The sequence below is a fragment of the Photobacterium sp. Hal280 genome, assembly GCF_037162255.1.
Classification (GTDB): domain Bacteria; phylum Pseudomonadota; class Gammaproteobacteria; order Enterobacterales; family Vibrionaceae; genus Photobacterium.
Genome location: NZ_JARLUO010000005.1, coordinates 1,512,390 through 1,536,655 on the forward strand (window position 1 = coordinate 1,512,390; position 24,266 = coordinate 1,536,655).

The 24,266-nt window shown below is 51.7% G+C and carries 9 protein-coding genes and 1 pseudogene; 6 read left to right on the top strand and 4 right to left on the bottom strand.

The window, feature by feature from the left end; translation table 11 throughout:
- The first annotated feature begins 188 nt into the window (after positions 1-188).
- On the top strand, positions 189-1,166 hold the full coding sequence (locus P4S53_RS16405; protein ID WP_337113504.1) for a Gfo/Idh/MocA family protein: 978 nt from the start codon (positions 189-191) through the stop codon (positions 1,164-1,166).
- A 94-nt stretch (positions 1,167-1,260) separates the two neighbouring features.
- Here the strand turns inward: P4S53_RS16405 and P4S53_RS16410 are convergent, their stop codons facing one another.
- Positions 1,261-2,631: an SLC13 family permease gene (locus tag P4S53_RS16410; RefSeq protein ID WP_337113505.1), complete on the bottom strand. Its 1,371-nt coding sequence runs from the start codon at positions 2,629-2,631 to the stop codon at positions 1,261-1,263.
- A gap of 430 nt (positions 2,632-3,061) precedes the next feature.
- Between P4S53_RS16410 and P4S53_RS16415 the strand changes: the two genes are divergently transcribed.
- The 3 genes and pseudogenes from P4S53_RS16415 to P4S53_RS16425 all read left to right on the top strand — a co-directional run bounded on the left by P4S53_RS16415 (position 3,062) and on the right by P4S53_RS16425 (position 5,401).
- A complete protein-coding gene (locus P4S53_RS16415; protein ID WP_337113506.1) occupies positions 3,062-3,187 on the top strand; it encodes a hypothetical protein in 126 nt (41 codons plus the stop codon).
- A 350-nt stretch (positions 3,188-3,537) separates the two neighbouring features.
- A pseudogene (locus tag P4S53_RS16420) lies at positions 3,538-4,739 on the top strand (YbfB/YjiJ family MFS transporter).
- A gap of 14 nt (positions 4,740-4,753) precedes the next feature.
- Positions 4,754-5,401 carry a glutathione S-transferase family protein gene (locus tag P4S53_RS16425; RefSeq protein ID WP_337113507.1) on the top strand — a complete coding sequence of 216 codons (648 nt, stop codon included), beginning with the start codon at positions 4,754-4,756 and terminating at the stop codon, positions 5,399-5,401.
- Between the two features lie 57 nt (positions 5,402-5,458).
- Here the strand turns inward: P4S53_RS16425 and P4S53_RS16430 are convergent, their stop codons facing one another.
- The 3 genes from P4S53_RS16430 to P4S53_RS16440 all read right to left on the bottom strand — a co-directional run bounded on the left by P4S53_RS16430 (position 5,459) and on the right by P4S53_RS16440 (position 8,840).
- A complete protein-coding gene (locus P4S53_RS16430) occupies positions 5,459-6,187 on the bottom strand; it encodes a SanA/YdcF family protein (RefSeq protein ID WP_442958668.1) in 729 nt (242 codons plus the stop codon).
- Positions 6,188-6,356: 169 nt separating this feature from the next.
- Complete coding sequence (locus P4S53_RS16435) at positions 6,357-8,045, bottom strand: NAD-dependent malic enzyme (RefSeq protein ID WP_337113509.1); 1,689 nt, start codon at positions 8,043-8,045, stop codon at positions 6,357-6,359.
- Between the two features lie 333 nt (positions 8,046-8,378).
- Positions 8,379-8,840 (bottom strand): tellurite resistance TerB family protein, encoded by a 462-nt coding sequence (locus P4S53_RS16440; protein WP_337113510.1) that lies wholly within the window; start codon positions 8,838-8,840, stop codon positions 8,379-8,381.
- Positions 8,841-9,036: 196 nt separating this feature from the next.
- Here P4S53_RS16440 and hrpA point away from each other — a divergent pair, with 196 nt between their 5' ends.
- Both hrpA and P4S53_RS16450 read left to right on the top strand, forming a co-directional pair.
- Positions 9,037-12,960 carry an ATP-dependent RNA helicase HrpA gene (hrpA, locus tag P4S53_RS16445; protein ID WP_442958669.1) on the top strand — a complete coding sequence of 1,308 codons (3,924 nt, stop codon included), beginning with the start codon at positions 9,037-9,039 and terminating at the stop codon, positions 12,958-12,960.
- 493 nt (positions 12,961-13,453) lie between these two features.
- Positions 13,454-24,241, top strand: coding sequence for an amino acid adenylation domain-containing protein (locus tag P4S53_RS16450; protein WP_337113512.1), 10,788 nt, complete (start codon positions 13,454-13,456; stop codon positions 24,239-24,241).
- Positions 24,242-24,266: the final 25 nt, after the last annotated feature.

Sequence of the window (24,266 nt, forward strand, 5' to 3'; positions counted from 1 at the left end):
TCTCTGCGGGAAAATGCAGGAACATCGGTGAAAATCCATTGAGTCAGCCTGTTATCTTACTTCAAGCTCTAACGGACTCCAAGGGATCGAAGCAGGGATTTGTGCTCATCATCAAACCCTTGACGTTTACCCGAACTTCCCTGTGTGGATAATGAAATTAATAAAATTATCGGTAAGGGTTTGGTGAAATGTTAAGAGTGGCAACAGTCGGTACAAATTGGATCACTGACAGTTTTATAGAGGCAGCCCAGCAAACAGGGAAAATCAACCCTGTCGCTGTTTATTCCAGAACAATGGACAGTGCTGAACACTTTGCACGCAAGCATCATATAAAACATTGTTTTGATGACCTCGAAGCCATGGCAAACCGTGATGACATAGATGCTGTGTATATTGCCAGTCCTAATGCTTTACATGCCTCGCAGGCTGAAGTTTTTATCCGTGCCGGAAAGCATGTGATGGTTGAGAAACCAATGGCATCCAATATTCAGGAAGTTGAGTCTTTAATTGCACTGGCTCAGGCGAATCATGTGGTGCTGTTCGAGGCACTGAAGACCACATACAACCCCAACTTTGCCGTGCTGCGCAACAGCCTGAGTAAAATCGGACGGTTACGCAAAGCGCATTTCAGTTTTTGTCAGTATTCATCCCGGTACGATAAATATCTCAAAGGCGAAAACCCGAATACCTTTAACCCTGAGTTTGCCAACGGGTCCTTAATGGATATAGGAATCTACCCCTTGAGTGTGGCGATTGCTTTGTTTGGTGAGCCAAGCAGCTTTACTGCGCAAGGTGCGTTACTGGATTCCGGAGTGGATGGTCATGGCACGCTGGTACTACATTACGGTGATTTTGATGCCGTGATTACGCACTCGAAGGTGAGTGACAGCAAGATCCCCTGCGAGTTGCAAGGGGAAATGGGGACTTTAGTGATCGATACCATCGCCGAATGCCGCAACATTGTGATTCATCGCCGAGAAGAACCAGATGTGACGCTGTCACGATTTCAGGCGAAAAATACCATGCAGTATGAAGCTGCCGAGTTTGCACGCTTGATTGAGGGGAAAGATTATGATCACTCAGGTTTGGCGCGTAGCCGAATCGTACACACCATCATGACGGTTGCCAGAGAGATTATCGGGATTCGGTATCCGGCTGATTCCTGAATCATCGAAAAAAGGTGGCCAATTGGCCACCGGAAAAAAGAGATTGGCTTTGCGATTGTTATTGTTGTCAGGGTTATCAGGGACGTTATGTTACTTACCAGAACAGATAAGCCACCATGGTCAGGAAAGCGATCGCAACCATGTTCAGGTAAACTCCGGCGCGCATCATCTCACTTTGCTTGATATGGCCTGAGCCAAACACAATAGCGTTCGGTGGTGTGGCGACCGGGAGCATGAAGGCGCACGAGGCGGCAACACCAATGAGCACGGAAAGAATCACGGGTGATACACCCATGGCATCTGCTACCGAGGCAAAAACAGGGACAAGCAAGGCCGCACTGGCGGTGTTACTGGCAAACTCGGTCAGAAAGACCACGAAAGCCGCGACAGCCAGGATAGTGAACAACAGGCCAGCCTGATCCAGGAAGCCGCTCAGGCTGTTCGCCAGGAAGACACTGGTCCCGGTTTCTTTCAGAACATTACTCAAACAGATACCACCCCCGAACAGAAGCAGCACACCCCAGTCGGTTGTTTTTTCGATTTTTTTCCAGTCTACGACGCGTGATGCACCCAGCAGCGCGATTGCAAACAGCGCGACCAGCGTATCAAACTTGCTCAGCCCGCCCAGCATACCATTGATGGGTTTACTGAAAATCCACAGCACTACGGTGATCGCAAAGATGGCAAGGGTGATCTTCTTCCCGTTGGTCCATTCCACCGGTTTGTGGTTCATCTCGAACGTGTGGTTCAGGTTTGGTTTAAGCAGGAAGTAGAGTACGCCAACGGCCAAAGGTAAAAGTACCAGTGTGATAGGCAAGCCGAAGGCCATCCAGTCAGTAAAGCTCAGGCCGGCTTCGGCGGCAGCAATGGCATTGGGCGGGCTGCCCACAACAGTGGCAATCCCACCGATGCTGGCACAATAAGCAACACCCAACAGGACGAAGACATAGGTATTGCGCTGATTTTTGGCATCCACTTTAGCCAGTACACCTAAAACCAGCGGTAACATCATGGCTGCCGTTGCTGTGTTACTGATCCACATCGACAGGCCGGCAGTCACCCCGAAAAGCATGAAAACAGCGACGGACATTTTTCCTTTTGCCATCACCAGCACTTTATCCGCGATGGCCTGGTCCAGTTCCTGACTGCGCAAAGCAGCAGCCAGCGCAAAACCACCCAGGAACAGAAAAATGATGGGATCGGCAAAATTCCCCAGCGCCTGGTTGGTTTTAAAGACACCAAAACCGACCGCCAGTAAGGGGACGAGCAGTGCTGTGATGCTGACATGGATGGCTTCTGTCAGCCAGAGTACGGCGACGAAAGCAAGAATACTCAGACCCGTCGCCACTTCCTTTTCAACGGGTAATGTATTTAGCAGGACGAAAAATAGGGCGATATCTGCAAGCAATATCAGGCTGTTCCGGTCAAACAGCCACTGTTTCAGTGTCAGTGCTAAGGCTGTCATAATTAGGTTCCTTCAGATTGACTGTAATTATGGTGTAGGTTGGGCACGAGGCGTTTTTCGCTTCTGTTGTGCTGTCGAACTGAAATGTTGCATTTTTTTATACTTTGTTAACGCGAATGTGAGGTGTGGGCTGAGTTGTCATGGCTTTTGTGAGGTCATGATTTTTGAATGTGTGGGAATCTACCCATTATGTTTCGGCTTATCTGGCAGAGCCGGCGGGCAAATACAGGTCATGTTGTCTTTACTTTACTGAAATGTATCAATAATCAGGCATGAGATAACACAGGTAAAAATTTGCTTATGTCTGACTTGCGATAGCGGTTTTGGTCCATTATCTTCTTGTGTCTGGTCTGGGTGCTTGAATCAGCCTATGGCCACAAACTTTCAGTCGGCAGGTTATAAAACAATAAATAAGCTAGGTTAACGAACAATGTCATCAACAAAAAAAGCGTTGAAAAAACGGATTCAGGAAGAAGCCCAGCAGCATATGAGCCGCGTACGTATGAAGGTGCTGGGACAGTATTCACTGCCTGACAAGGGGCAGCGTAAGGAATAAAAAGTCGGTTTTATCAATGAAATAACAGCATTGTTTCATTGTAGCGAAATGCACAACAACCCAGCCAGTTGGCTGGGTTTTTTATTGTCATCCCGAATGACTGTCTATGGTGCTGGCGACGGTTTGCAGCAGCAATCTTCACCTTCGCTGTCTTCCTGATACTTCAAAGCCAGCCAATTAGAGTAATTACTTGACATCTTGATAACATCAGGCTGATAGTGCTGATATAAATTCTGATGCATAATGGTTGGTAGAGGATAATGAATTGTCTGTATATAATGTTGAGGTGATTGGTGTGAAGGTGAATGTATTCTCTGCATTGATGGCTGAAAATCGAAGAGCACTTTCCTGTGCAGAGTAATTCGATATTTAACCGGTACAGTTTCGCAGGTCTTGGGGCAACACTGATTGGTAATGGCATTGGACGTTTTGCTTATATCGCGCTGATGCCAGCGCTGATCCAAGCCGGTTGGTTCCGGGTAGAAGATGCCACTTATCTGGGAGCGGCAACGTTAATCGGCTACATCTTTGGCGCGCCAGCTGCCAATTTTCTGATCAGGCACTTTACCGTTGGCCAGGTTATTCGAGTCGCCATGCTGGTCAGCAGCCTCAGTTATCTGGGTTGTGCGTTTCAGGATGCGCCTCTGGTGTGGTTTTACGTACTGCGCACTCTGGCAGGCGTTGCAGGCGCCATGCTGATGGTACTCGCCCCGCCCGTTATTGTGAGAATGCACAGTGCCAAGGTCAAAACGCGTATCAGCGGCGTGGTGTTTTCCGGTATTGGCCTGGGTGCCATGCTCTCCGGAACACTGATTCCGCTCCTTATCTATCACAGTGTGGTTTCTGCATGGATAGGCATGGGGATTGTGGCTTTAGTGACGACTGTGCTGACCTGGAATGCCTGGGGGCAACAGAGCCGCTATCCGGAAGTCGTTCCGCCCCGGCAACCTTCCGGAATATGTCCCGATCTCAGGGGATGACCGTGTTGTTTATCCTGTTGGCTTATACCTTTGATGCCATCGGCTACCTGCCGCATACGCTCTTTTGGGTGGATTACATCGTGCGTGAGCTGGGGATGACATTTGTCAGTGGCGGGCTCTACTGGGCAACGTTCGGGATTGGAGCGGCGATCGGTCCTGTTTTAACGGGTTTTCTTGGTGATCATGCCGGGGTCAGACGCTCGCTATTGATTGCATTTTCTTTAAAAGCACTGGGTGTTTCGCTTCCCTTAATCAGCACTCATCCGTTTGCACTGTTTTTCTCTTCCCTGCTGGTGGGTATTTTCACACCGGGCACGGTCACTTTGGTCTCGACTTATACACTGGAATCTGTGGGTTATGAACTGCATACCAAAGCCTGGAGCGCAATGACCTTGTCTTTTGCTATCTCACAAGGGGTGGTGGGATTCATGATGGCATACTATGCCGCCCATCTTGCCTCGTACTCTGTTTTATTTGCCGTCAGTGCCAGTGCGTTAGTTGTATCCATTGCATGTATCTTTTTCACGCGGCCGCAACAGGGAAGCGAACCTGTCTCTCAATCAGTATCTTAATCAAGGGAATGACGATGAAACTTTATTTGAATGAAACCTCACCGTTTTCGAGGGTTGTGACTGCAACAGCATTGCTGTCCCGGTGCGATGCTTTGCAAATGGTGTGGGTCGATCCCTGGCAATCACCATCAGAATTAGAGCAGGTTAATCCTTTTTGCATGATTCCCGCTCTGGCGCTGAATGACGGTGTCTCGCTCAGCGAAAGCCTGTGTATTTGCCAGTATTTGATTGCCACGTATCAGCCTGAGGGCTTGCGGGCTGTGGATAATCAAAATGTGCTTGAAGTCTCTGTGATGGGATTGGCAAAAACCATGATGGAGACAGCGTTCAGAACCGTGGCGCTGGGGCGTTTTGTTGAAGGGGACAATGAACTCGGCAGGCGCGGAAAAGCCGGACTGGCGAATGCATTGCACAAGCTGGAAGCAGAGGCAGGAAGTGCGGGTAAAGAAGTGTTGCTTCAACCTCATCTGGCGACGCTTTATCTTCATGTTGCGCTTGAGTATGTACAATTTCGTCATCGTGAGATTTATCATGACGCAGCGGGTGACAATATCATGCACTTCCTTGAACACTCTCCCTTCAGACAAGAGCTGCAGACCGTGAGTTTGGAACGGTTGTCCACCAAGCCCGATTTTAAAACGCTCATCTCAGCGGGCGTTTAGCACAAGGCGACTGAACATCCAGAAACAGACGCACTGCTCCGGCAGTGTGTCTGAACTTCAGAGTGTATTGATCAGAAGCGGGGATAAGGGCGCTGAGTAAGTCGGTTGTTCAGGTTGCTCAGGCTGTATTTGTCGCAGCGGCGGCCTGGTAAAGATGGGCTCTTTGGGGCCGGGAAAACGGGGTTGCTCATTGAGAATGTACAGATCCAGTATGGCTTTTACTCTCGCAAACACTTCCCTTAACCGAATTTTGAATCCGGCGAACCCGCGCGGTTCCGGCACTGCAAGGCAGATGGCATTCAGGTTCTTGTGGTTGGCAATAAACAGCGCACGTTCACAATGGAATTGCTGGGTAATAATCACCAGGCTGTTGGCTTCAAACACATTCTTCGCCCGGATGACCGAATCTAACGTCCGGAAACCCGCATAGTCGAGCACAATCACTTCGTCAGGGATCTCGGCTTTAAGCAAATCACGTTTCATTGTCCAGGGTTCGTTGTAGGAACGGTGCGCGTTATCACCACTTAAGAGGAAGATCTGGACCTTTTTCTGCCGGTATAATTTAACCGCGGCATCCATCCGGTAGTTGTAATAAGGATTGAGATTATGGGCGATGTATTTACTCGTTCCCAGCACCAGACCAACGGTACGGGCAGGGATGAGATCTATCTGGGTATAAATACGATCAGCCGTGCTCGCTGCTACCCATCTGTCGAGTATCAGAAAGAATCCGAACAGTACAATCATCAGCATGACGGTATACCGCAGAAATGTAGGTAGCTTCATAGAGGCCCAAAACGCAAAATAACGGTTGCTTAACGCCTTAAGTGTACCTTAATCCGTTGATAATGTTGTGTAAAAATCAGGTCATACTTGTCGTGAAAATCATCAGCATGACAGGCTGGAAAAAGAAAAACCCGCCAATGGCGGGTTTTTTCATCAAAAAAGCGAATCATTAGAACGATGTCCGCTTATATCGGCGGTAGCCCGGTTCCCAGAAGTTCGCATCGATTTTCTCTTTAATGCGTTCTTCGGTGTTTTTCGGTGCTTTACGTTGCTCAACCGCTTTCTTAGCCACAGCCAGGGCGATGTAGCGAGACACATTCTGGATATCTTCCAGCGGCGGCAGCAAAGCGCCGCGGCCGTTTATGGCTAATGGCGAACATTCCGCCAGTGCCCGGCTGCTTTCCATCAGCATTTCATCAGTTACGCGGCGGGCACCAACAGCCAGCACGCCCAGACCAATGCCAGGGAAGATATAACTGTTGTTACACTGGGCAATCGGGTAGGTTTTACCGTTATAAACAACAGGTTCAAACGGCGAGCCTGTGGCAACCAAAGCCTGACCGTCTGTCCAGCGGATGATATCAGCAGGCATGGCTTCAACACGGCTGGTCGGGTTGGATAGCGGGAAGATGATCGGACGCTCACAATGCTTGTGCATTTCACGGATCACTTCTTCACTGAACAGACCCGGCACACCGGACACCCCGATCAGGATATTCGGCTTACCGTTACGCATCACATCCAGCAGGGAAATATTGCTGTCGTCAGTTTCCCACTCACTGATGCTCTTACGTGTTTGCACCAGTTTTTTCTGGAAGTTCACCAGATTAGGCATATCGTCCAGCAGCAGACCCCAGCGGTCGACCATGAAGACCTGGCCGCGTGCCTGTGCATCAGAAATACCTTCAGAAACCATTTGCGCAATAATCGCTTCGGCAATACCGCACCCTGCAGAACCTGCACCTAAGAAGGCAACACGTTGCTGAGACAGTTTGCTGCCGGCCGCTTTACAGGCTGCCAGAAGGGAGCCAACCGTTACCGCAGCGGTACCCTGAATATCATCGTTGAAACAGCAGACTTTATCTTTGTAGCGATCCAGCAAAGGCATGGCATTTTTCTGTGCAAAGTCTTCGAACTGGATCAATGCATCTGGCCAGCGCTGCTTAACCGCCTGAATGAAGTTATCGACGAAGTCTTCGTATTCTTTGCCGGTAATTCGGGTATGGCGCCAGCCCATGTACATCGGGTCTGACAGGCGCTGCGGGTTATTGGTACCCACGTCCAGTACCACTGGCAAGGTATAAGCCGGGCTGATACCACCACAGGCGGTATAGAGTGACAACTTACCAATTGGAATACCCATGCCGCCGATGCCCTGATCACCCAGACCAAGAATGCGCTCGCCGTCAGTCACGACGATGACTTTGACATTATGACGGGAAGCATTGTTGAGCATGTCTTCGATGCGGTCACGGTTCGGATAAGAGATGAACAAACCACGACCACGGCGGTAAATGTTGGAGAAGTTCTCACATGCTGCACCGACAGTCGGGGTATAGATGATTGGCATCATCTCAGTGATATGGCTTTCAACCAGTCGGTAAAACAGTGTCTCGTTGGTATCCTGAATGTTGCGAAGATAGATATGCTTATCCATATCATTGTCAAATTTCAGGTACTGCTGATAAGCACGCTCTGCCTGTTCCTCAATGGTTTCAATCGCTTCAGGTAACAAACCTTCGAGGTTGAAGAACATTCGTTCTTCGACAGAAAATGCACTTCCTTTGTTCAGTAGAGGAGTTTCTAGCAGGGCCGGTCCGGCGTAGGGGATATATAGGGGTCTTTTATCGTCTTTCATGCAATAGACTCTGTTTTTGGCTGAAATTTTGGCATTTCTTCTTATTGAGGCCACATCGTAGACCTATCACACCTTATATTCAAAGAGAAAGTTCAAAAATTTTGTTAAAATGATCAACATTTTCAACTTTTGTTGAATGTCTGCTTTCTGAAGGAAAATGCGAGATAAAGTAAGGCATTATCAGGCGAGCTTGGCTGTTTGTGACTCAACCGAACTGATTTATTGCGTTTTTGTAGATTACTTAACTGGATGGGCGGGTGATTATCAGAAATTTACCCCAAAATCACCCGATTTACATTATCCGTCTTCTGTATTAGGCATTCCAAGAGGGAATCACTCGGAAGCGCCTGCCTGAGCGGACAGTTTTGCCTTGATGAAAGTGGCATGGTCAACATAGATCAGCTCTGCAACCTGACGGATAACGGCTTCTTCCACCGGGTCTAAAATGCCGTCAGCAAAAGCGACTTGCCACATAGCTTCGATCAAGCGGTAACGCGCTTCTGCAGACAGTGAGCGCAGCTTGTTGGTGAATTCAAAAACCGACACAGACTGCTCGCTGCGGGTTTGCGCTTCGTGCAACAGGGCTCTGGCTTGTGCGTCATTCACTTCAAGCAATTTGACTAACAAGTGGACTTTTGCACTTTCCTCGCTGGGATCCCGGCTGTGATCGGCATCTGCGACTTCACAGAGCAGTGAAGCCATTGCCAGGTGAAGGGAGGGCGTATCAACCGCTGCTCCGTTATCACCGCCTTCATTCATCACCTGGCGAAAGAGTACACGTAATTGCTGGAACATCATCATTTCCTTTCAACAGCCTCAGTCATACTTTTATCTTTGCAGTGCTCGCAGAAAAAATGCAAGGGATAGTTTTAGCCTGCCTGATGAAAGATAAACTATGTGTTAGAATCGCGGCAGTTTTATGATGTGTTGTTCAGGCCATTTGTATTTTGTATTCAGCCTGAACGGCCAACTGATACAAGCAGGAAATCCCTTGACTCAGTCTACAACGTCTCCATCTGAGCGGACCGAGGTTCGCAATAATGAAAAAACATTAAAAGCCGCGCTGAAAGATTGCCTGATCCGCGATCGTTTCCGTCTGCAGAAAAGAGTGCAGGGCGCCGCGAAGATAAAGAATGAACAGGCTCGCCATGCGGTATTCGATGAAATCGCCATGGACATTGCTCGTTCAATGCAGTCTGTTGAAATCCGACGCAGCAGTTGTCCTCAGATTACCTATCCCGAACAGCTGCCAGTCAGTCAGAAGAAAGACGATATTGCCAAAGCGATCAGCGAGCACCAGGTCGTGATTGTCGCCGGTGAAACCGGCTCAGGTAAAACCACTCAGTTGCCTAAAATTTGTCTCGAGCTTGGGCTGGGCACCACGGGAACCATAGGTCACACTCAGCCCCGACGGCTGGCGGCGCGCTCAGTGGCGAACCGTATCGCGGAAGAGCTGGGCTGCGAGATGGGCTCAACCGTCGGTTACAAAGTTCGTTTTAACGATCAGGTATCAGACAAAACGCAAGTGAAGCTGATGACCGACGGTATTTTGCTGGCTGAAATTCAGAACGATAAATACCTGAGCCAGTATGACACCATCATTATCGATGAGGCCCACGAGCGAAGCCTGAATATCGATTTTATTCTGGGCTACCTGAAGAATCTGTTGCCGAAACGCCCGGATCTGAAGGTGATCATCACCTCAGCGACTATCGATCCGGAACGCTTTTCAAAACACTTCAACAATGCGCCGATTATTGAAGTATCTGGCCGTACTTATCCGGTTGAAGTCCGTTACCGGCCGATCATGGATGACAGCGACGATAACGATCGTGATCAGCTCCAGGCCATTTTCGATGCGGTCGATGAGCTGTGCGATGAAGGCATGGGCGATATCCTGATCTTCATGAACGGTGAGCGGGAGATCCGCGATACCGCTGATGCGTTGAATAAACGCAATATCAAGCACACTGAAATTGTGCCTTTGTACGCCCGTCTGTCCGCCAGTGAGCAGAACCGGGTGTTCCAGTCGCACAGCGGCCGGCGCATTGTGCTGTCGACCAACGTGGCTGAAACCTCACTGACAGTTCCGGGTATCAAGTATGTGATTGACCCGGGTACAGCCCGTATCAGCCGCTACAGCTATCGCACCAAGGTGCAGCGCTTACCGATAGAGCCGGTATCGCAGGCCAGCGCCAATCAGCGTAAAGGTCGTTGTGGTCGTGTAGCGGCAGGTATCTGTATTCGGCTGTATTCGGAAGAAGATTTTCTGTCGCGCCCGGAATTTACCGATCCGGAGATTCTGCGCACGAACTTAGCCTCGGTGATTTTGCAGATGACGGCAATTGGTCTGGGTGATATCCAGGCTTTCCCGTTTGTCGAGCCGCCCGACAGCCGGAACATTCAGGACGGTGTGCGCCTGCTTGAAGAGCTGGGCGCGATGAACGCCAACGCGACTGACCCGCGTAAGCGCCTGACTGAGGTCGGCCGCCAGCTGGCGAAGTTGCCGATTGACCCGCGTTTAGCCCGTATGGTGCTGGAAGCGCCGAAACACGGTGCGCTGCAAGAGGTCATGATTATTGCCTCGGCCTTGTCGATCCAGGACCCGCGGGAGCGTCCGACGGAAAAACAACAGGTTTCGGATGAGAAACACCGTCGTTTCTATGACAAAGAATCGGATTTCCAGACCTTTGTGAATCTCTGGGAGTACGTGAAGGAACAGCAAAAAACGCTGTCCGCGAACCAGTTCCGTAAGCAGTGTAAAGCAGACTACCTGAATTATCTGCGCGTGCGGGAGTGGCAGGATATTTATTTTCAGGTGCATCAGGTTGTGCGTGAGCTGAAGCTGCGCCATAACGAGGAACCTGCCGATTATCAGGCAGTACATACGTCGTTGCTGGCCGGGTTACTGTCGCATATTGGCCAGAAAGATCAGGAGAAGAACGACTATCAGGGCGCGCGCAACGCCAGATTTAACATCTTCCCCGGTTCAGGTATTTTCAAGAAGCAGCCCAAGTGGGTCATGGTGGCCGAGCTGGTGGAAACCTCCAAGCTGTGGGGGCGTATTGCCGCCAAGATTCAGCCGGAATGGATCGAACCGCTGGCACCGCATCTGATCAAACGCAGCTACAGTGAACCGCACTGGGAGAAAAAGCAGGCGTCTGTGCAGGCCTTTGAGAAAGTCACCCTGTACGGCATTCCGATTGTGCCTAAACGCAAGGTGAATTACGGCAAGATTGATCCCGTGCTCAGCCGCGAGATTTTTATCCGTTCGGCACTGGTCGAAGGGGACTGGGACACAAAACACAAGTTCTTCCATCAAAACCGGCAGTTATTGCGGGAAGTGGAAGAGCTGGAGCATAAGTCCCGTCGCCGTGACATTCTGATCGATGACGATGCGTTGTATGAGTTCTACGATCAGCGGGTTGAGCATACTGTGGTTTCCGGACGACATTTTGACGCCTGGTGGAAAGAGGCGTCCCGGAAAGACAAAGAGCTGCTGAATTTTGAACGCGAGATGCTGCTCAGAGGTGATGCGAGTCATGTGACTGAGCTGGATTATCCCAACTTCTGGCATCAGGGCGGCTTAAAGCTCAAGCTGAGTTACCAGTTCGAACCGGGTGAAGACACAGATGGTGTGACGGTTCATCTTCCGCTGCCTGTATTGAATCAGGTGGAGCCGGACGGTTTCGACTGGCAGATCCCAGGTTTGCGCCATGAGCTGGTAGTGGCTTTGATCAAGTCATTGCCCAAATCGTTACGACGTAACTTTGTGCCGGCACCGAACTATGCCGATGCGTTTCTGGCCCGGGTGCAGGCACTGTCGATGCCTTTGCTGGATGCGCTGGAGAAAGAACTTAAGCGGATGACAGGTGTGACGGTACTGCGCGATGACTGGAATCTGGATCAAGTGCCTGAACACCTGAAGATCACATTCCGTGCTGTGGATCACCGCAACCGGAAACTTCGGGAAAATAAAGACTTGTACGCGCTGAAAGACAGCCTGAAAGAGAAAGTTCAGGAAACCCTGTCTAAGGTTGCCGATGATGATATCGAGCAGGACGGCCTGAAGACCTGGAGCTTTGGCGCGTTGCCTGAGCGCTATCAGCAGAAACGTGGCGGGTTTGAAGTCAAAGCCTATCCGGCCATTATTGATAATAAAGATTCGGTCGGCATCAAGTTGTTTGAGACCGAAGAAGAGCAGCGCACAGCCATGCAGCAGGGTCAGCGACGTCTGATATTGCTGAACGTGCCGTCGCCGATCAAGTATCTGCATGCGAATTTGCCGAACAAGTCAAAGCTGGGTCTGTACTTTAACCCGTATGGTCGGGTCATGGATCTGATTGACGACTGTATTGCCTGTGGTGTGGATAAACTGATTGAAGAAAAGGGCGGCCTGGTTTGGGATGCTGATGGGTTTGAAGCGTTAAAAGAGCATGTGCGGGCCGAGCTGGGCGACACAGTGGTCGATATTGCCAAACAGGTAGAAGCGATTTTGACCACGGCTTTCAATATCAACAAAAAATTGAAAGGGAAAGTTGACCTGAGTATGGCTTTCGCACTGTCTGATATTAAGGCGCAAATCGAAGGGTTGATCTTTAAAGGGTTTGCCACCGAGTGCGGCTGGCGACGTCTGCCGGACATTCTGCGTTACATGAAGGCGATTGAGCGCAGAATGGAAAAACTGCCGATTGATCCGAATAAAGACCGAGTACACATATTGAAAGTTGAGTCCGTTGCCAATGAGTATAAAGAATTACTCAATAAGATCCCCAAAGGTCAGCCGATACCTGAACAGGTAAAAGAGATCCGCTGGATGATCGAGGAATTACGGGTGAGTTATTTCGCTCAGCAATTAGGGACACCGTACCCTGTCTCGGATAAACGGGTCAGAAATGCAATTGCTGCCTGTTAATGAAGAGATTCATTTAAACGTCATTTAAAAATCATGATAAATAAACAATTGGCGAGTTAATAACTCGCCAATTTTTTTGATTGTATTTTCTGAGTTTCGTTATTGTAAATATCAGATGAAAATAAAATTCTGGCAGGACGGCTGGGCTATTGTTCTATCAGTCAATTTATTTTCGGAAATATAAAGTCTTTGTTTTTTATAAACTGTTCATCTTCTCAGTTACAGAAAATTTCATCACTTATACTTGCAACACGCAAAAATCTCTCCTGCTGTTGAATGCGGTTTAGACAAGTTAAATTCTCTTTCCTACACTTCTTTACGCTGTGAATAGTCCGGTAAATACCTGAAAGTAATAGCTGATATCACTCATTAGTCATGTTGGGGCAAATCTGTTCCCTCACTTTTTATTACCGCTCGTACTGTCAGTCGGCGCCTTTTTATGCTGGCCGTACAGTGAGTTTCATTGCGTATTGACAATAAGATAGGGAATATTATGAATAAACAGGCTCAGTTAAATGATAATAGCCTACAGTCTTTTTATTTTGTCGGTGCAGAGCAACATACTTTGCATGGGATTACCACGGCCCAGCATGAGCTTTGGCTGAGCGAAACCATGTCGCAAACGCAGCCCTTTAATTTCTGGGGTTATGGCGTGATAGAAGGGCCATTGAATGTTGCGCTGTTGCGCCAGGCCGTTGAGATAATAATTCACGATATACCCGCTCTTCAGGCGCGATTTGTTGAAAAGGAAGGCGAACTTTATCAGTACCGCGCCAAGCCGACGACTGAGCCTCTGTATTGGTATGATTTCTCTTCCAGTCATAATCCATTGGACGCTGCCATGGCATGGATGCGCAATGACGCTAACCGGGTCGTGTCTGTCCTTGAGCACGAATTGTATCATTTTGCTGTACTGAGTCTGGCACCAGATAAGTGCATTTTTTACCGCCGCATACATCACATGCTGATTGATGGCAGAAGCGGGGAAGAATTCAGCCGCCGGATTGTGCTGACATACAATGCGCTGGCGGGCCAGCATCCCATTCCTGAGTTTGAAAGCTGTGGCTTTACCCAGCTCTATGAGAACGATAAAAAATATCTGGGCTCATCGCGGCTTGGCAAGGATAGTCAGTTTTGGAAGCAGTATACCGCGTCTTCCGTTCACACGCTGACCCGCAAAGAAAAACACGTCCCTTATTCAGCAATGAACATCAGTAAATATGTGCTCGACAAGGCAGATTTGGATCAGATTGATCAATGTGCGACACAAATTGGTGTTCACCGTGCACACTTGCTGGCAACGGCAGTGGCGGCTTGTTTTTATAGTGTTACAGGTCACACCGAGTTGAATTTCAGCCTGCCGGTAGCGGGCACCCGGGAGAGAAATGGCATAGGGATGACCGCGAATGTGGTTCCGCTGATTTTGCGCTTAACCCCTGATGACACGCTAGAGCATCTGGCCCGGCAGGTGACGGCAGAGATGGGGAAAACGGTTCGGCGCCAACTCTACCGGGGCGAGGATATCCGGCGGGACAGGAACGCTGCTGATGTATCCTGGTTTGGTCCTGCGATTAATATTGTCACTTTTGATAACGGGGATAGCTTTTGGCAATGTAAAACACGCTGGCATTATGGCGGGAATATCTCGGTCAGCGATATGCAGATTCTGTTTTTTGAAGACAGGCAGGCACAGGAACTGGATGTCATGTTTGTTGATGCGCCGCATATCCATTCTCTGGCGCAGCTTGACAACCTACAGCGCCGCTTTCAGTTCATTCTTCAGTCACTTTGCCATAAACCTGACAGCCAGCTTGAATATGTCGTGCGCCTTGCTGCCAAAGTGGATGCGGCGGATTTGCAGGATAATTTTTATGTATCCCGCCTTCAGCCTGTTGCGGGTGGGGTGCTGTGCTGGGAACAACCCGCTGAGGCATTGGAGCGGCTGTCGTATGCCATCGGTCATCCTTCGCAAGCTTGTCCGGTTAAACTGGCACTCAAGGACGGTTTGATCGGCATCGATACTGTGGGTGTGTGCGAAGGCCAGACCACGGCCTTACCAGGCACGATACTGCATATTGACGATCAGGGATGGGACATTGCGACAGCACGGGGAATCGTTCGCATTGGTGGTTGGTTTAACGCATCCGGAAAAGTGCAATCAGGGAGACAGCTTGCACAGCAGTGTAAGCTGGAGCCGGGGCACCGTCTGCCTGTACTGAGTGAAGAGCAGGCTGCCCGCCTGACCGCGCTGTTTGCCGAAGGGAAAGACTTTGTTTCTTTTTGGCAATCCCGTCTGGAGCAACCTATACCTTCGGCCTTTCCGGCCCATCACATCGTCTCGTCAGCGACAAGCTGGCAAACGACGGCCTGGCAGCCAGTGGGCAATAAGACCGATCTGCCGACTTTTCTGAGCGCTGTCGCTGTTTATCTGGCCCGAATGGGGGATCAAACCGATTTCCAGATTGGCTGGTTACAGAGGCAGGTCAACAGTCTGTTAGCCGATGCTGTGTTGCCGGTGCACGTTTCTCTGGATCTGACGCAGCACTTTTCAGCTGTCCGGCAATTCTTGAAAACGGAATGTGACCGTGTGCTGGCGCATCTGCCTTTCCATCCTGAGTTCCATGCTTTACTGTCGCCAACCGCCCGCTGGCCAATGGTGGTTGAATTAATTTCTGATATTTCTGCCGCGACTGACTGCCCGATTGATGCCGGCGCACTACTGCAAATCGATAAAACCGGGCACAGATTCCGTTGGCTGTATGACGAGGCAGCACTTGGCAATGAGCAGGTGGACAGGCTCAGTACACACCTGCTTTTTGTCCTTGAACAAGCGGGTAATGAACCTGATATCCCAGTAGGTGAGCTGAGTTTGCTGAATGCGAACGAACGTCATTATTTGCTGGAGGAGATGAATGCAACAGCGGCTGACTTCCCGCCGGTGAGTTGCGTGCATGCCATGTTTGAGGAGCAGGCAGAGAAAACGCCTGATGCCATTGCACTGCGTTGCGGAGATACCGAATTCAGTTATGCGGAGATCAACGTGCGGGCAAACCGCCTCGCGCATGAACTGCTGGTTTATGGCGTGGGGGCAGAAACCCGGGTAGCAATCTGTGCCTCGCGCAGTCCGGAACTGATTGTGGCCATGCTGGCAGTACTCAAAGCAGGAGGAGCTTATGTTCCATTAGATCCCGGTTATCCTGGTGAGCGGCTGGCGTACATTCTGAATGATTGCCGTCCTGTGTTGTTGCTCGCCGATGCTGTCGGCCGTTCGGCGTTAAGTGCCCATCATGTTCCTGTGCTGGAGCTGGAAGCCAGTTTACCTGCGACGATTTCATCTGAAAACCTGGCGAGGTACGTACAGCCCCGTCATTTGGTCTATGTGGTATACACCTCAGGGTCAACGGGTAAACCTAAAGGGGTGATGGTCGAACACGGCCAGTTGCTCAATCTGATTCACTGGCATGCCAAAGCGACAGGACTGAAAGCCGGAGAGCGTGCTAGCTGTATGGCGGGTCTGGGTTTTGATGCCTGTGTGTGGGAAATATGGCCGGCTCTGGCATTGGGCGCCACAGTGCTGATGCCGCCAAGAGAGGTCTCCGGTGATAGCGATGCGCTGTTGCGTTGGTGGGGTAACAGTGACGCTCAGATATCTTTCATGGTGACGCCTTTGGCTGAAGTTGCCCTTGCAGCCGGTCATCTTCCTGTGGCGCTGAGAACTTTGCTGATTGGTGGCGACAGTATTCGCCGCTGGCCGCTGGACATTCCGCCTAGCCTGACATTATTGAATAACTACGGCCCGACAGAAACCACAGTTGTCGCCACATCGGGCAATCCGCACACAAGTGCCGCAGTACCATCAATTGGCCGCCCGATCGCTAATACGCGTGTCTATTTGCTGGATGAGTTGGCGCAGCCCGTACCCTTAGGGGCGATTGGCGAATTGTATCTTGGGGGTGAGCAGGTTGCCCGCGGCTACCTGAATCAGCCTGAGCTGACTGCTGAGCGATTTCTTGACGATCCTTTTCAGCCGGGAGGGCGAATGTACCGGACCGGTGATCGGGCCAGATACTTGCCTGATGGCAGCCTTGAATACCTGGGCAGGAATGACCATCAGGTGAAAATACGGGGTTTCCGGATCGAGCCCAGCGAAATTGAAGCGCAGCTGGTGTCGCACCCTGCCGTGTGTGATGCGGTTGTCGATGCACTGACAGACAGCACAGGAGAGAAACGGCTGGTTGCCTGGCTGGTAGCCGCAGAAGAGCGCGGGTGGGGAGAGCTGAATTCCGAGATGCCAGCGTTTCTGGCGGGACGCCTGCCTGACTATATGATTCCTACTGCGTTTGTCTGCCTGAAAGCTTTGCCTTTGTCGCCGAACGGCAAACTGGACCGCCGCGCCCTGCCTGCGCCGGATTTGACCGCAGCCGGAAGAACGTTCTACGTCGCTCCCGAGGGGAAAACAGAATCGTTGCTGGCGCGTATCTGGCAGGATCTGCTGGGTGTCGAACGTGTAGGCCGCGATGATAACTTTTTTGAACTGGGTGGCCACTCATTGCTCGTGGTCAAATTGCTGGCTCAACTGCGTAAGGCCGGTTTGACGACAGATTTGCAGGCATTGTTTTCTGCCCCGACTTTGTCGGTACTGGCTCAGACGCTGGCCCCTAAGGCCGATGTGATCGTACCTGAAAACAGGATTCGGGCTGGCAGTCAAACAATTACGCCAGACATGTTGCCGCTTGCTGAACTTGTTCAGGAAGAGATTAGTGCGATCATTGACAGTGTGCCGGGCGGCGTCGGCAATGTGCAGGATATCTATGCACTTTCCCCGTTACAGGAGGGGATCTATTTTCATCATCAGTTCGCAGAAAAAGGCGATCCCTACCTGCTGTCCGCCACCTTACAGTTTGACAGCCGGTCACGTCTGGATCATTGGCTGGCTGCCATGCAGCAGGTTATCACTCGGCATGACATTTTGCGCACCGCCTTTGTTGCATCTGGAACGGCGTCTCCGGTCCAGGTCGTGTGGCGACAGGCTACTTTCAATGTCACAGAGCTGGTGTTGGACTCGGCGCAGGGGCAGATCAGTCAGCAATTGGCATCACGTTATGATCCCCGGCATACCCGGCTGGATCTGACTCAGGCGCCGTTACTGCATGTTGTGATTGCGCAAGAGCAGGACGGCAGCTGGGGCGCGTTACAGCAATGGCATCATCTTATTGGTGATCATACGACGCTGGCCTTGATGGTCGAAGAGATCAGCGAAATCATGGCAGGTAAAGAAGCGGCACTGAAACCGGCACAACCTTTTCGCAATGCGGTGGCACAGGCCCGGCTGGGCGTCAGTGACAGCGAGCATGAAACGTTTTTCCGTCACATGTTGGCTGATAGATCTGAACCTGTGCTGCCTTTTGGTTTGAGTAATGTTTATGGTGATGGCTTGCAAACCAATGAAGCGAGCCTGACGCTGTCTGCTGAATTGAATCGGGCGTTGCGGGGACATGCAAAACGACTGGGGGTCAGCCTTGCCAGCCTCTGTCACCTGGCGTGGGGGCAGGTACTGGCGAGAACCAGCGGTCAGGACAGTGTTGTTTTCGGCACTGTGTTGCTGGGTCGCATGCAATCCGGTGAAGGGGCTGAAAGTGCGTTGGGTCTCTTTATCAACACCTTACCTGTGCGGCTGGAAATCGATAGCCGCAGTACAGAAGAGGCCGTTCGCCAGACTCATCAAAGCCTGAGTGCTCTGCTGGCTCATGAACATGCCCCGCTGGCACTGGCGCAGCGTTGCAGTGGTTTACCGGCAGGAACGCCATTATTCAGCGCTTTGCTGAATTATCGCCACAACGAAGGTGACAGCCTGCCTCTGCCTGAAGGGGTGAGTCTGATTTCTGCAGAAGAAAGAACCAATTACCCCTTTATGCTGTCGGTGGATGACGGTATCGATATGCTGTCTGTTACGGCTCAGGTCATTGCGCCGATAGAGGCTGAGCGGGTATGTGGCTATATGCAACAGGCGCTGAGTGAGTTGACCAATGCACTGGCTTATACGCCGGATCTGCCGGTTTGTGAACTGCCGATTGTGCCGGACAATGAGTATGCCATGCTCGTTAATGGCTGGAATAGCACTGCCAGGGATTATCCTCAGTTTGCATGCCTGCAGACCTTGTTCGAAGCGCAGGTGGCACGCACACCAGATGCCGTTGCCCTGGTCTGTGAAGATAAAGCTTGTGAAGATCAGGCTTGTGACGATCAGACATTGAGCTATACCCAGCTCAATGAGCAAGCAAACCAACTGGCACACACCCTGATAGCACTTGGCGTCGGGCCGGACAGCAGGGTGGCTGTCTGCGCTGAGCGAAGTCTGGCCATGGTGATCGGTCTGCTTGGCATTCTGAAAGCCGGTGGCGCTTATGTTCCCCTGGATCCGGCTTATCCCGGCGAGCGGTTACAGTACATTCTGCAAGATGCTGATCCCGTCCTGCTACTGACTGATGAAGCCGGACGCAATGCGCTCGGCAAGCAAGCCATTCCTGAACTGCCGTTAAATGGCAACCTGCCATCTGATGTGAGCCGTGAGAATCCAACACCACAGTCCCAGCCGGACAATCTGGCTTATGTCATCTATACCTCGGGTTCAACAGGGAGACCGAAAGGCGCGATGAATGAGCACAGGGGCATAGTGAACCGCTTGATCTGGATGCAGGAAGAATATGGGTTGACCGCAGAGGATACGGTCCTTCAGAAAACACCGTTTGGTTTTGATGTGTCGGTCTGGGAGTTTTTCTGGCCGCTGATGTATGGGACCAGACTGGTGATGGCACGTCCTGAAGGACATAAAGATCCGGACTATCTCAGCCGTACTATTGCCCGTTATGGGGTAACAACCCTGCATTTCGTGCCCTCCATGCTGCAAAGCTTTCTGGCCTACAGCCGCGCGGCAGAACGCTGTCAGCCTGTCGTGCGGGTTATCTGCAGTGGCGAGGCGCTGCCTGCCTCTTTAGTGAAGGCGTGTTACCGTCAGTTGCCGCACGCACAATTGCACAACCTTTACGGGCCGACCGAGGCCGCGATTGATGTTACCGCCTGGCATTGTTCGCGCGAGACAAATCTGGTGACCGTACCGATTGGTCGTCCGGTTGCGAATACCCGTATTTATCTGTTAGACAAATATGGCCAGCCAGTGCCTTTAGGAGCGGTGGGTGAAATGTATATCGGAGGGATACAGGTCGCACGCGGGTATCTGAATCGTCCTGAACTGACCGCTGAACGGTTTCTCAGTGATCCGTTCAATGCCGAACATGGCGGACGTATGTACCGGACCGGTGATCTGGCTCGCTACTTGCCGGATGGCAACATTGAATACCTGGGCCGTAATGATCAGCAGGTAAAAATCCGCGGTTTCCGTATTGAATGTGGTGAAATTGAAGCGGTATTGCTGACACACCCGCAGGTGCACGATGCCGTTGTGGACGCCCGCAGTGACAGCCCCCTCTGTGACAGTCATGGTGACAAGCGCCTGATTGCCTGGTTTGTGGCCGCTGAGGGTTGTGTGCCGGACGGAGCCGGATTGCGGGACTATCTGACCGGTCTGCTGCCGGATTACATGATACCTGTGGCCTTTATGCCGATTGACACAATGCCGTTATCGCCGAATGGCAAGTTGGATCGCCGTGCTTTACCGGATCCTCAGGAATCGAGCCAGTCACGTGCTGACTATATACCACCCGAAAATGAAACTGAGCAACGGCTGGCAACTTTGTGGGAAGCCTTGCTTGGGGTGGAGCGGGTAGGCCGGGATGATAACTTCTTCGCGTTGGGAGGCCATTCGTTGCTGGCCGTACGTCTGGCTAACCGGATGCAGCAGCTAGGCCAGCCGCTGGCTCTGTCGGTGTTGTTTACCAATCCTGTGCTGCATCAACTGGCCCGTCAGTTGACGACAGACAAGACAGAAGTATTACCGCCTATTGCGCCCGTTGTGCGCGGTGAACACCTGCCATTGTCATTTGCCCAGCAACGCTTATGGTTCCTGACACAGCTGGATGGCATGAGTGAAATCTATCACATGCCACTGGCGGTGCGCCTGCGGGGGTCGCTTGATATTCCGTGCTGGCAACGCAGCCTGGATACCATTTATGCGCGCCATGAAGCGTTGCGCACTGTGTTTAGCAGTCAGGACGGCAAGCCCTGTGCACAGATCCTGCCTGCGACTGAACTGCCGCTAACTGTGTATGATTTGCGTCAACTATCCGGTGCAGATCAACTATCCGATACAGACAAGGCAGAAGCGCAGGCGCTCCAGATCGCCGCGAGTGAAGCGGCCAGACCGTTTGACTTATTGAGTGGTCCCTTGCTGCGTGTCAGCCTTATCCGGCTCAGTGATGACGAGCAGATCTTTACCTTCACCTGCCATCACCTGGTGTCCGATGGCTGGTCTAACGGTATCTTGTTGCGTGAACTGGCAGCCTTGTATCAGGCTTTTACTCAAGGTGAACAGAATCCGTTACGCCCGTTACCCGTGCAGTACGCGGATTATGCCAGCTGGCAACGTCAGTGGCTGACGCCAGAGCGATTGTCGAGCCAGGCAGATTACTGGCAACAACAGCTGAGCGATGCGCCCGTCTTACTGACATTGCCGACAGACCGTCCTCGTCCGGCCGTGCAGTCGTTTACCGGGGATCAGGTTGCGATACGCCTTGAGGCCGAACTGGCCCAGGCATTACGCCAGCTCAGCCAGCGCAATGGTACCACCTTGTTTATGACTGTACTGGCCGCCTGGGGCATTGTGCTGTCCCGACTCTCGGGGCAGCCGGATGTCGTTATTGGTACGCCGGATGCCAATCGCAGGCAATTAGATACCGAGCCCATGATGGGTTTCTTTGTCAGCACATTGGCGTTGCGACTGGATCTGTCCGGCGACATTGAGTGGCCGGCACTGTTACAGCAAGTTCGCGAGACATTGCTTCTGGCGCAGGAAAATGGCGACTTGCCGTTTGAACAAGTGGTTGAGCAGGTTAATCCGCCACGACAACGTGCTTATACGCCACTGTTTCAGGTGATGCTGACCTGGCAGGAGAATACTGCTCATGACATTTGCTTAGCGGGACTGGATGCGGAACCCCTGGCACTGGGCTACGCGGCCGCAAAGTATGATTTGACACTGGATCTCACCGATCATGGGCAGGAAGTCGCAGGGGCATTGTATTTCGCAACCGCCTTGTTCGAACGGGCTACTGCTGAGCGTTATGTTGCGTATCTGCGTCAGGTTTTGATCGCAATGGCAAAAGGTGTGTCAGAGCCGGTGAACCGCATGAACCTTCTCCCGGATGCTGAACGTCAGTGGTTATTAGATGGCAGTAATCAGTCTGAAAATCAAATGACAGAACAGTGTTGTCTCCACCACAGATTTGAAGCCATGGCAGCGAAAACACCGGATGCCATCGCTCTGGTGTCTGGTGATCTGCATCTGAGTTATCAGTCTCTGAACCAGCAGGCCAATCAGCTCGCTCATGAACTGATCGCGCGTGGTGTCGGGCCAGATACTCTGGTTGCACTGTGTACGGAGCGGGGGATCGGCACAGTTGTTGCTATTCTCGCCATTCTCAAAGCAGGAGGGGCCTATGTGCCGTTAGATCCGGCTTATTCCGGCGAACGTCTGCAATACATTGTTCAGGATGCTGATCCTGTGTTGTTACTGGCCGATGAAGCGGGTCGTTCTGCTCTCGGAGCACAAGCGATACCGCTGCTGTCGCTGGATAAGCCTTTGGCAGGGGATAGCCGTGATCCGCAGGTTGCGGGCTTATCACCGGCCAATCTGGCCTATGTCATCTACACCTCCGGCTCAACAGGTCAGCCCAAGGGAGTGATGGTTGAGCACCGACAGGTTGACCGTCTGTTGACTGCCACAGATGCCGATTTCGGTTTCAATGCTGAGGATGTCTGGTGTCTGTTCCACTCCTTTGCGTTTGATTTTTCTGTATGGGAGATCTGGGGGGCGCTGAGACACGGTGGCCGCTTAGTGATGGTGCCACAGGCAACAGCCCGTTCTGCAAAGGACTTTTACCGCCTTGTCTGCCAGAACGGTGTGACTGTGCTGAACCAGACCCCGAGCGCGTTCAAAGCCTTTATTCAGGCACAAGATGAGACACCGCACCAGCTCAGATACATCATCTTCGGCGGTGAAATGCTCAACCCGGCCGATCTGACGCCCTGGTACGACCGCCACAGTGCCGATGCGCCGCTGCTGGTGAATATGTACGGGATTACCGAAACAACAGTCCATGTGACTTATCGGGCCATGTCACCAGCGGATATTCATGCCAGCGGCAGTCCGATCGGGCATCGTCTGTCTGATCTTCGTCTGTATCTGCTGGATCCGCATGGTCAGCCGGTGCCGTACGGCGCAGTCGGTGAATTGTATGTGGGCGGTGACGGCGTCGCACGCGGTTATCTGAACCAGCCGGCGTTAAATGCAGAACGTTTCCTTGACGATCCGTTTCATGACGGTGGGCGTTTGTACCGATCAGGCGATTTGGCTCGCTATCTGCCGAACGGTGAGCTGGAGTATTTAGGACGTAACGATCAGCAGGTCAAAATTCGTGGTTTCCGTATTGAATGCGGTGAAGTGGAAGCAGCACTGCTTGCCCATCCGAAGGTGACCAATGTGGCCGTCGATGCCTGGCAGGCTGCCGATGGCGATAAACGGCTGGTGGCCTGGGTTGTCGCCAAGGATCAGACTGGCAGGGAAACAGGGGCCGGACAATGGCGTCAGTTCCTGTCAAAACGTCTGCCGGACTATATGGTACCCGTATCATTCGTCTGTCTGGACGAAATGCCGCTGACAACCAATGGCAAGCTGGATAAACGTGCTCTGCCGGCACCGGAAAAGCTGGCAGGGAACCGCGAAGTCTATGAGCCACCGAAAGGCGAAAAAGAGTGCTTGCTGGCTGCCTTGTGGGCCTCTTTGCTGGGTGTTGAATCTGTGGGCCGCAATGATAATTTCTTCGACCTGGGCGGGCATTCATTGCTGGCGGTACAACTGGCCAACCGGATTGAACAGGCTGGCTGGACACTGTCGCTGCCATCTCTGTTCTCAACGCCTGTACTGCATGCGCTGGCCGAACAGTTGCAGGGTGAGGGAGATAGCCGGCAGCGCCCTGTTACCCCTGTTTCCCGGCAGGAGTCTGTGCCTTTATCGTTTGCCCAGCAAAGGTTGTGGTTTCTGAGTCAGATCGAAGGCACCAGTGAAACCTATCATATCCCGGTAGCGCTGACATTAACGGGGGGATAGATAAAGCCGCTTTCAGCCAAAGTCT

Excerpts from the sequence above, each read along its gene's own strand:
- P4S53_RS16405 (WP_337113504.1), top strand. The coding sequence starts at position 189 with ATGTTAAGAGTGGCAACAGTCGGTACAAATTGGATCACTGACAGTTTT.
- P4S53_RS16410 (WP_337113505.1), bottom strand. The coding sequence starts at position 2,631 with ATGACAGCCTTAGCACTGACACTGAAACAGTGGCTGTTTGACCGGAAC.
- P4S53_RS16415 (WP_337113506.1), top strand. The coding sequence starts at position 3,062 with ATGTCATCAACAAAAAAAGCGTTGAAAAAACGGATTCAGGAAGAAGCC.
- P4S53_RS16425 (WP_337113507.1), top strand. The coding sequence starts at position 4,754 with ATGAAACTTTATTTGAATGAAACCTCACCGTTTTCGAGGGTTGTGACT.
- P4S53_RS16430 (WP_442958668.1), bottom strand. The coding sequence starts at position 6,187 with ATGAAGCTACCTACATTTCTGCGGTATACCGTCATGCTGATGATTGTA.
- P4S53_RS16435 (WP_337113509.1), bottom strand. The coding sequence starts at position 8,045 with ATGAAAGACGATAAAAGACCCCTATATATCCCCTACGCCGGACCGGCC.
- P4S53_RS16440 (WP_337113510.1), bottom strand. The coding sequence starts at position 8,840 with ATGTTCCAGCAATTACGTGTACTCTTTCGCCAGGTGATGAATGAAGGC.
- P4S53_RS16450 (WP_337113512.1), top strand. The coding sequence starts at position 13,454 with ATGAATAAACAGGCTCAGTTAAATGATAATAGCCTACAGTCTTTTTAT.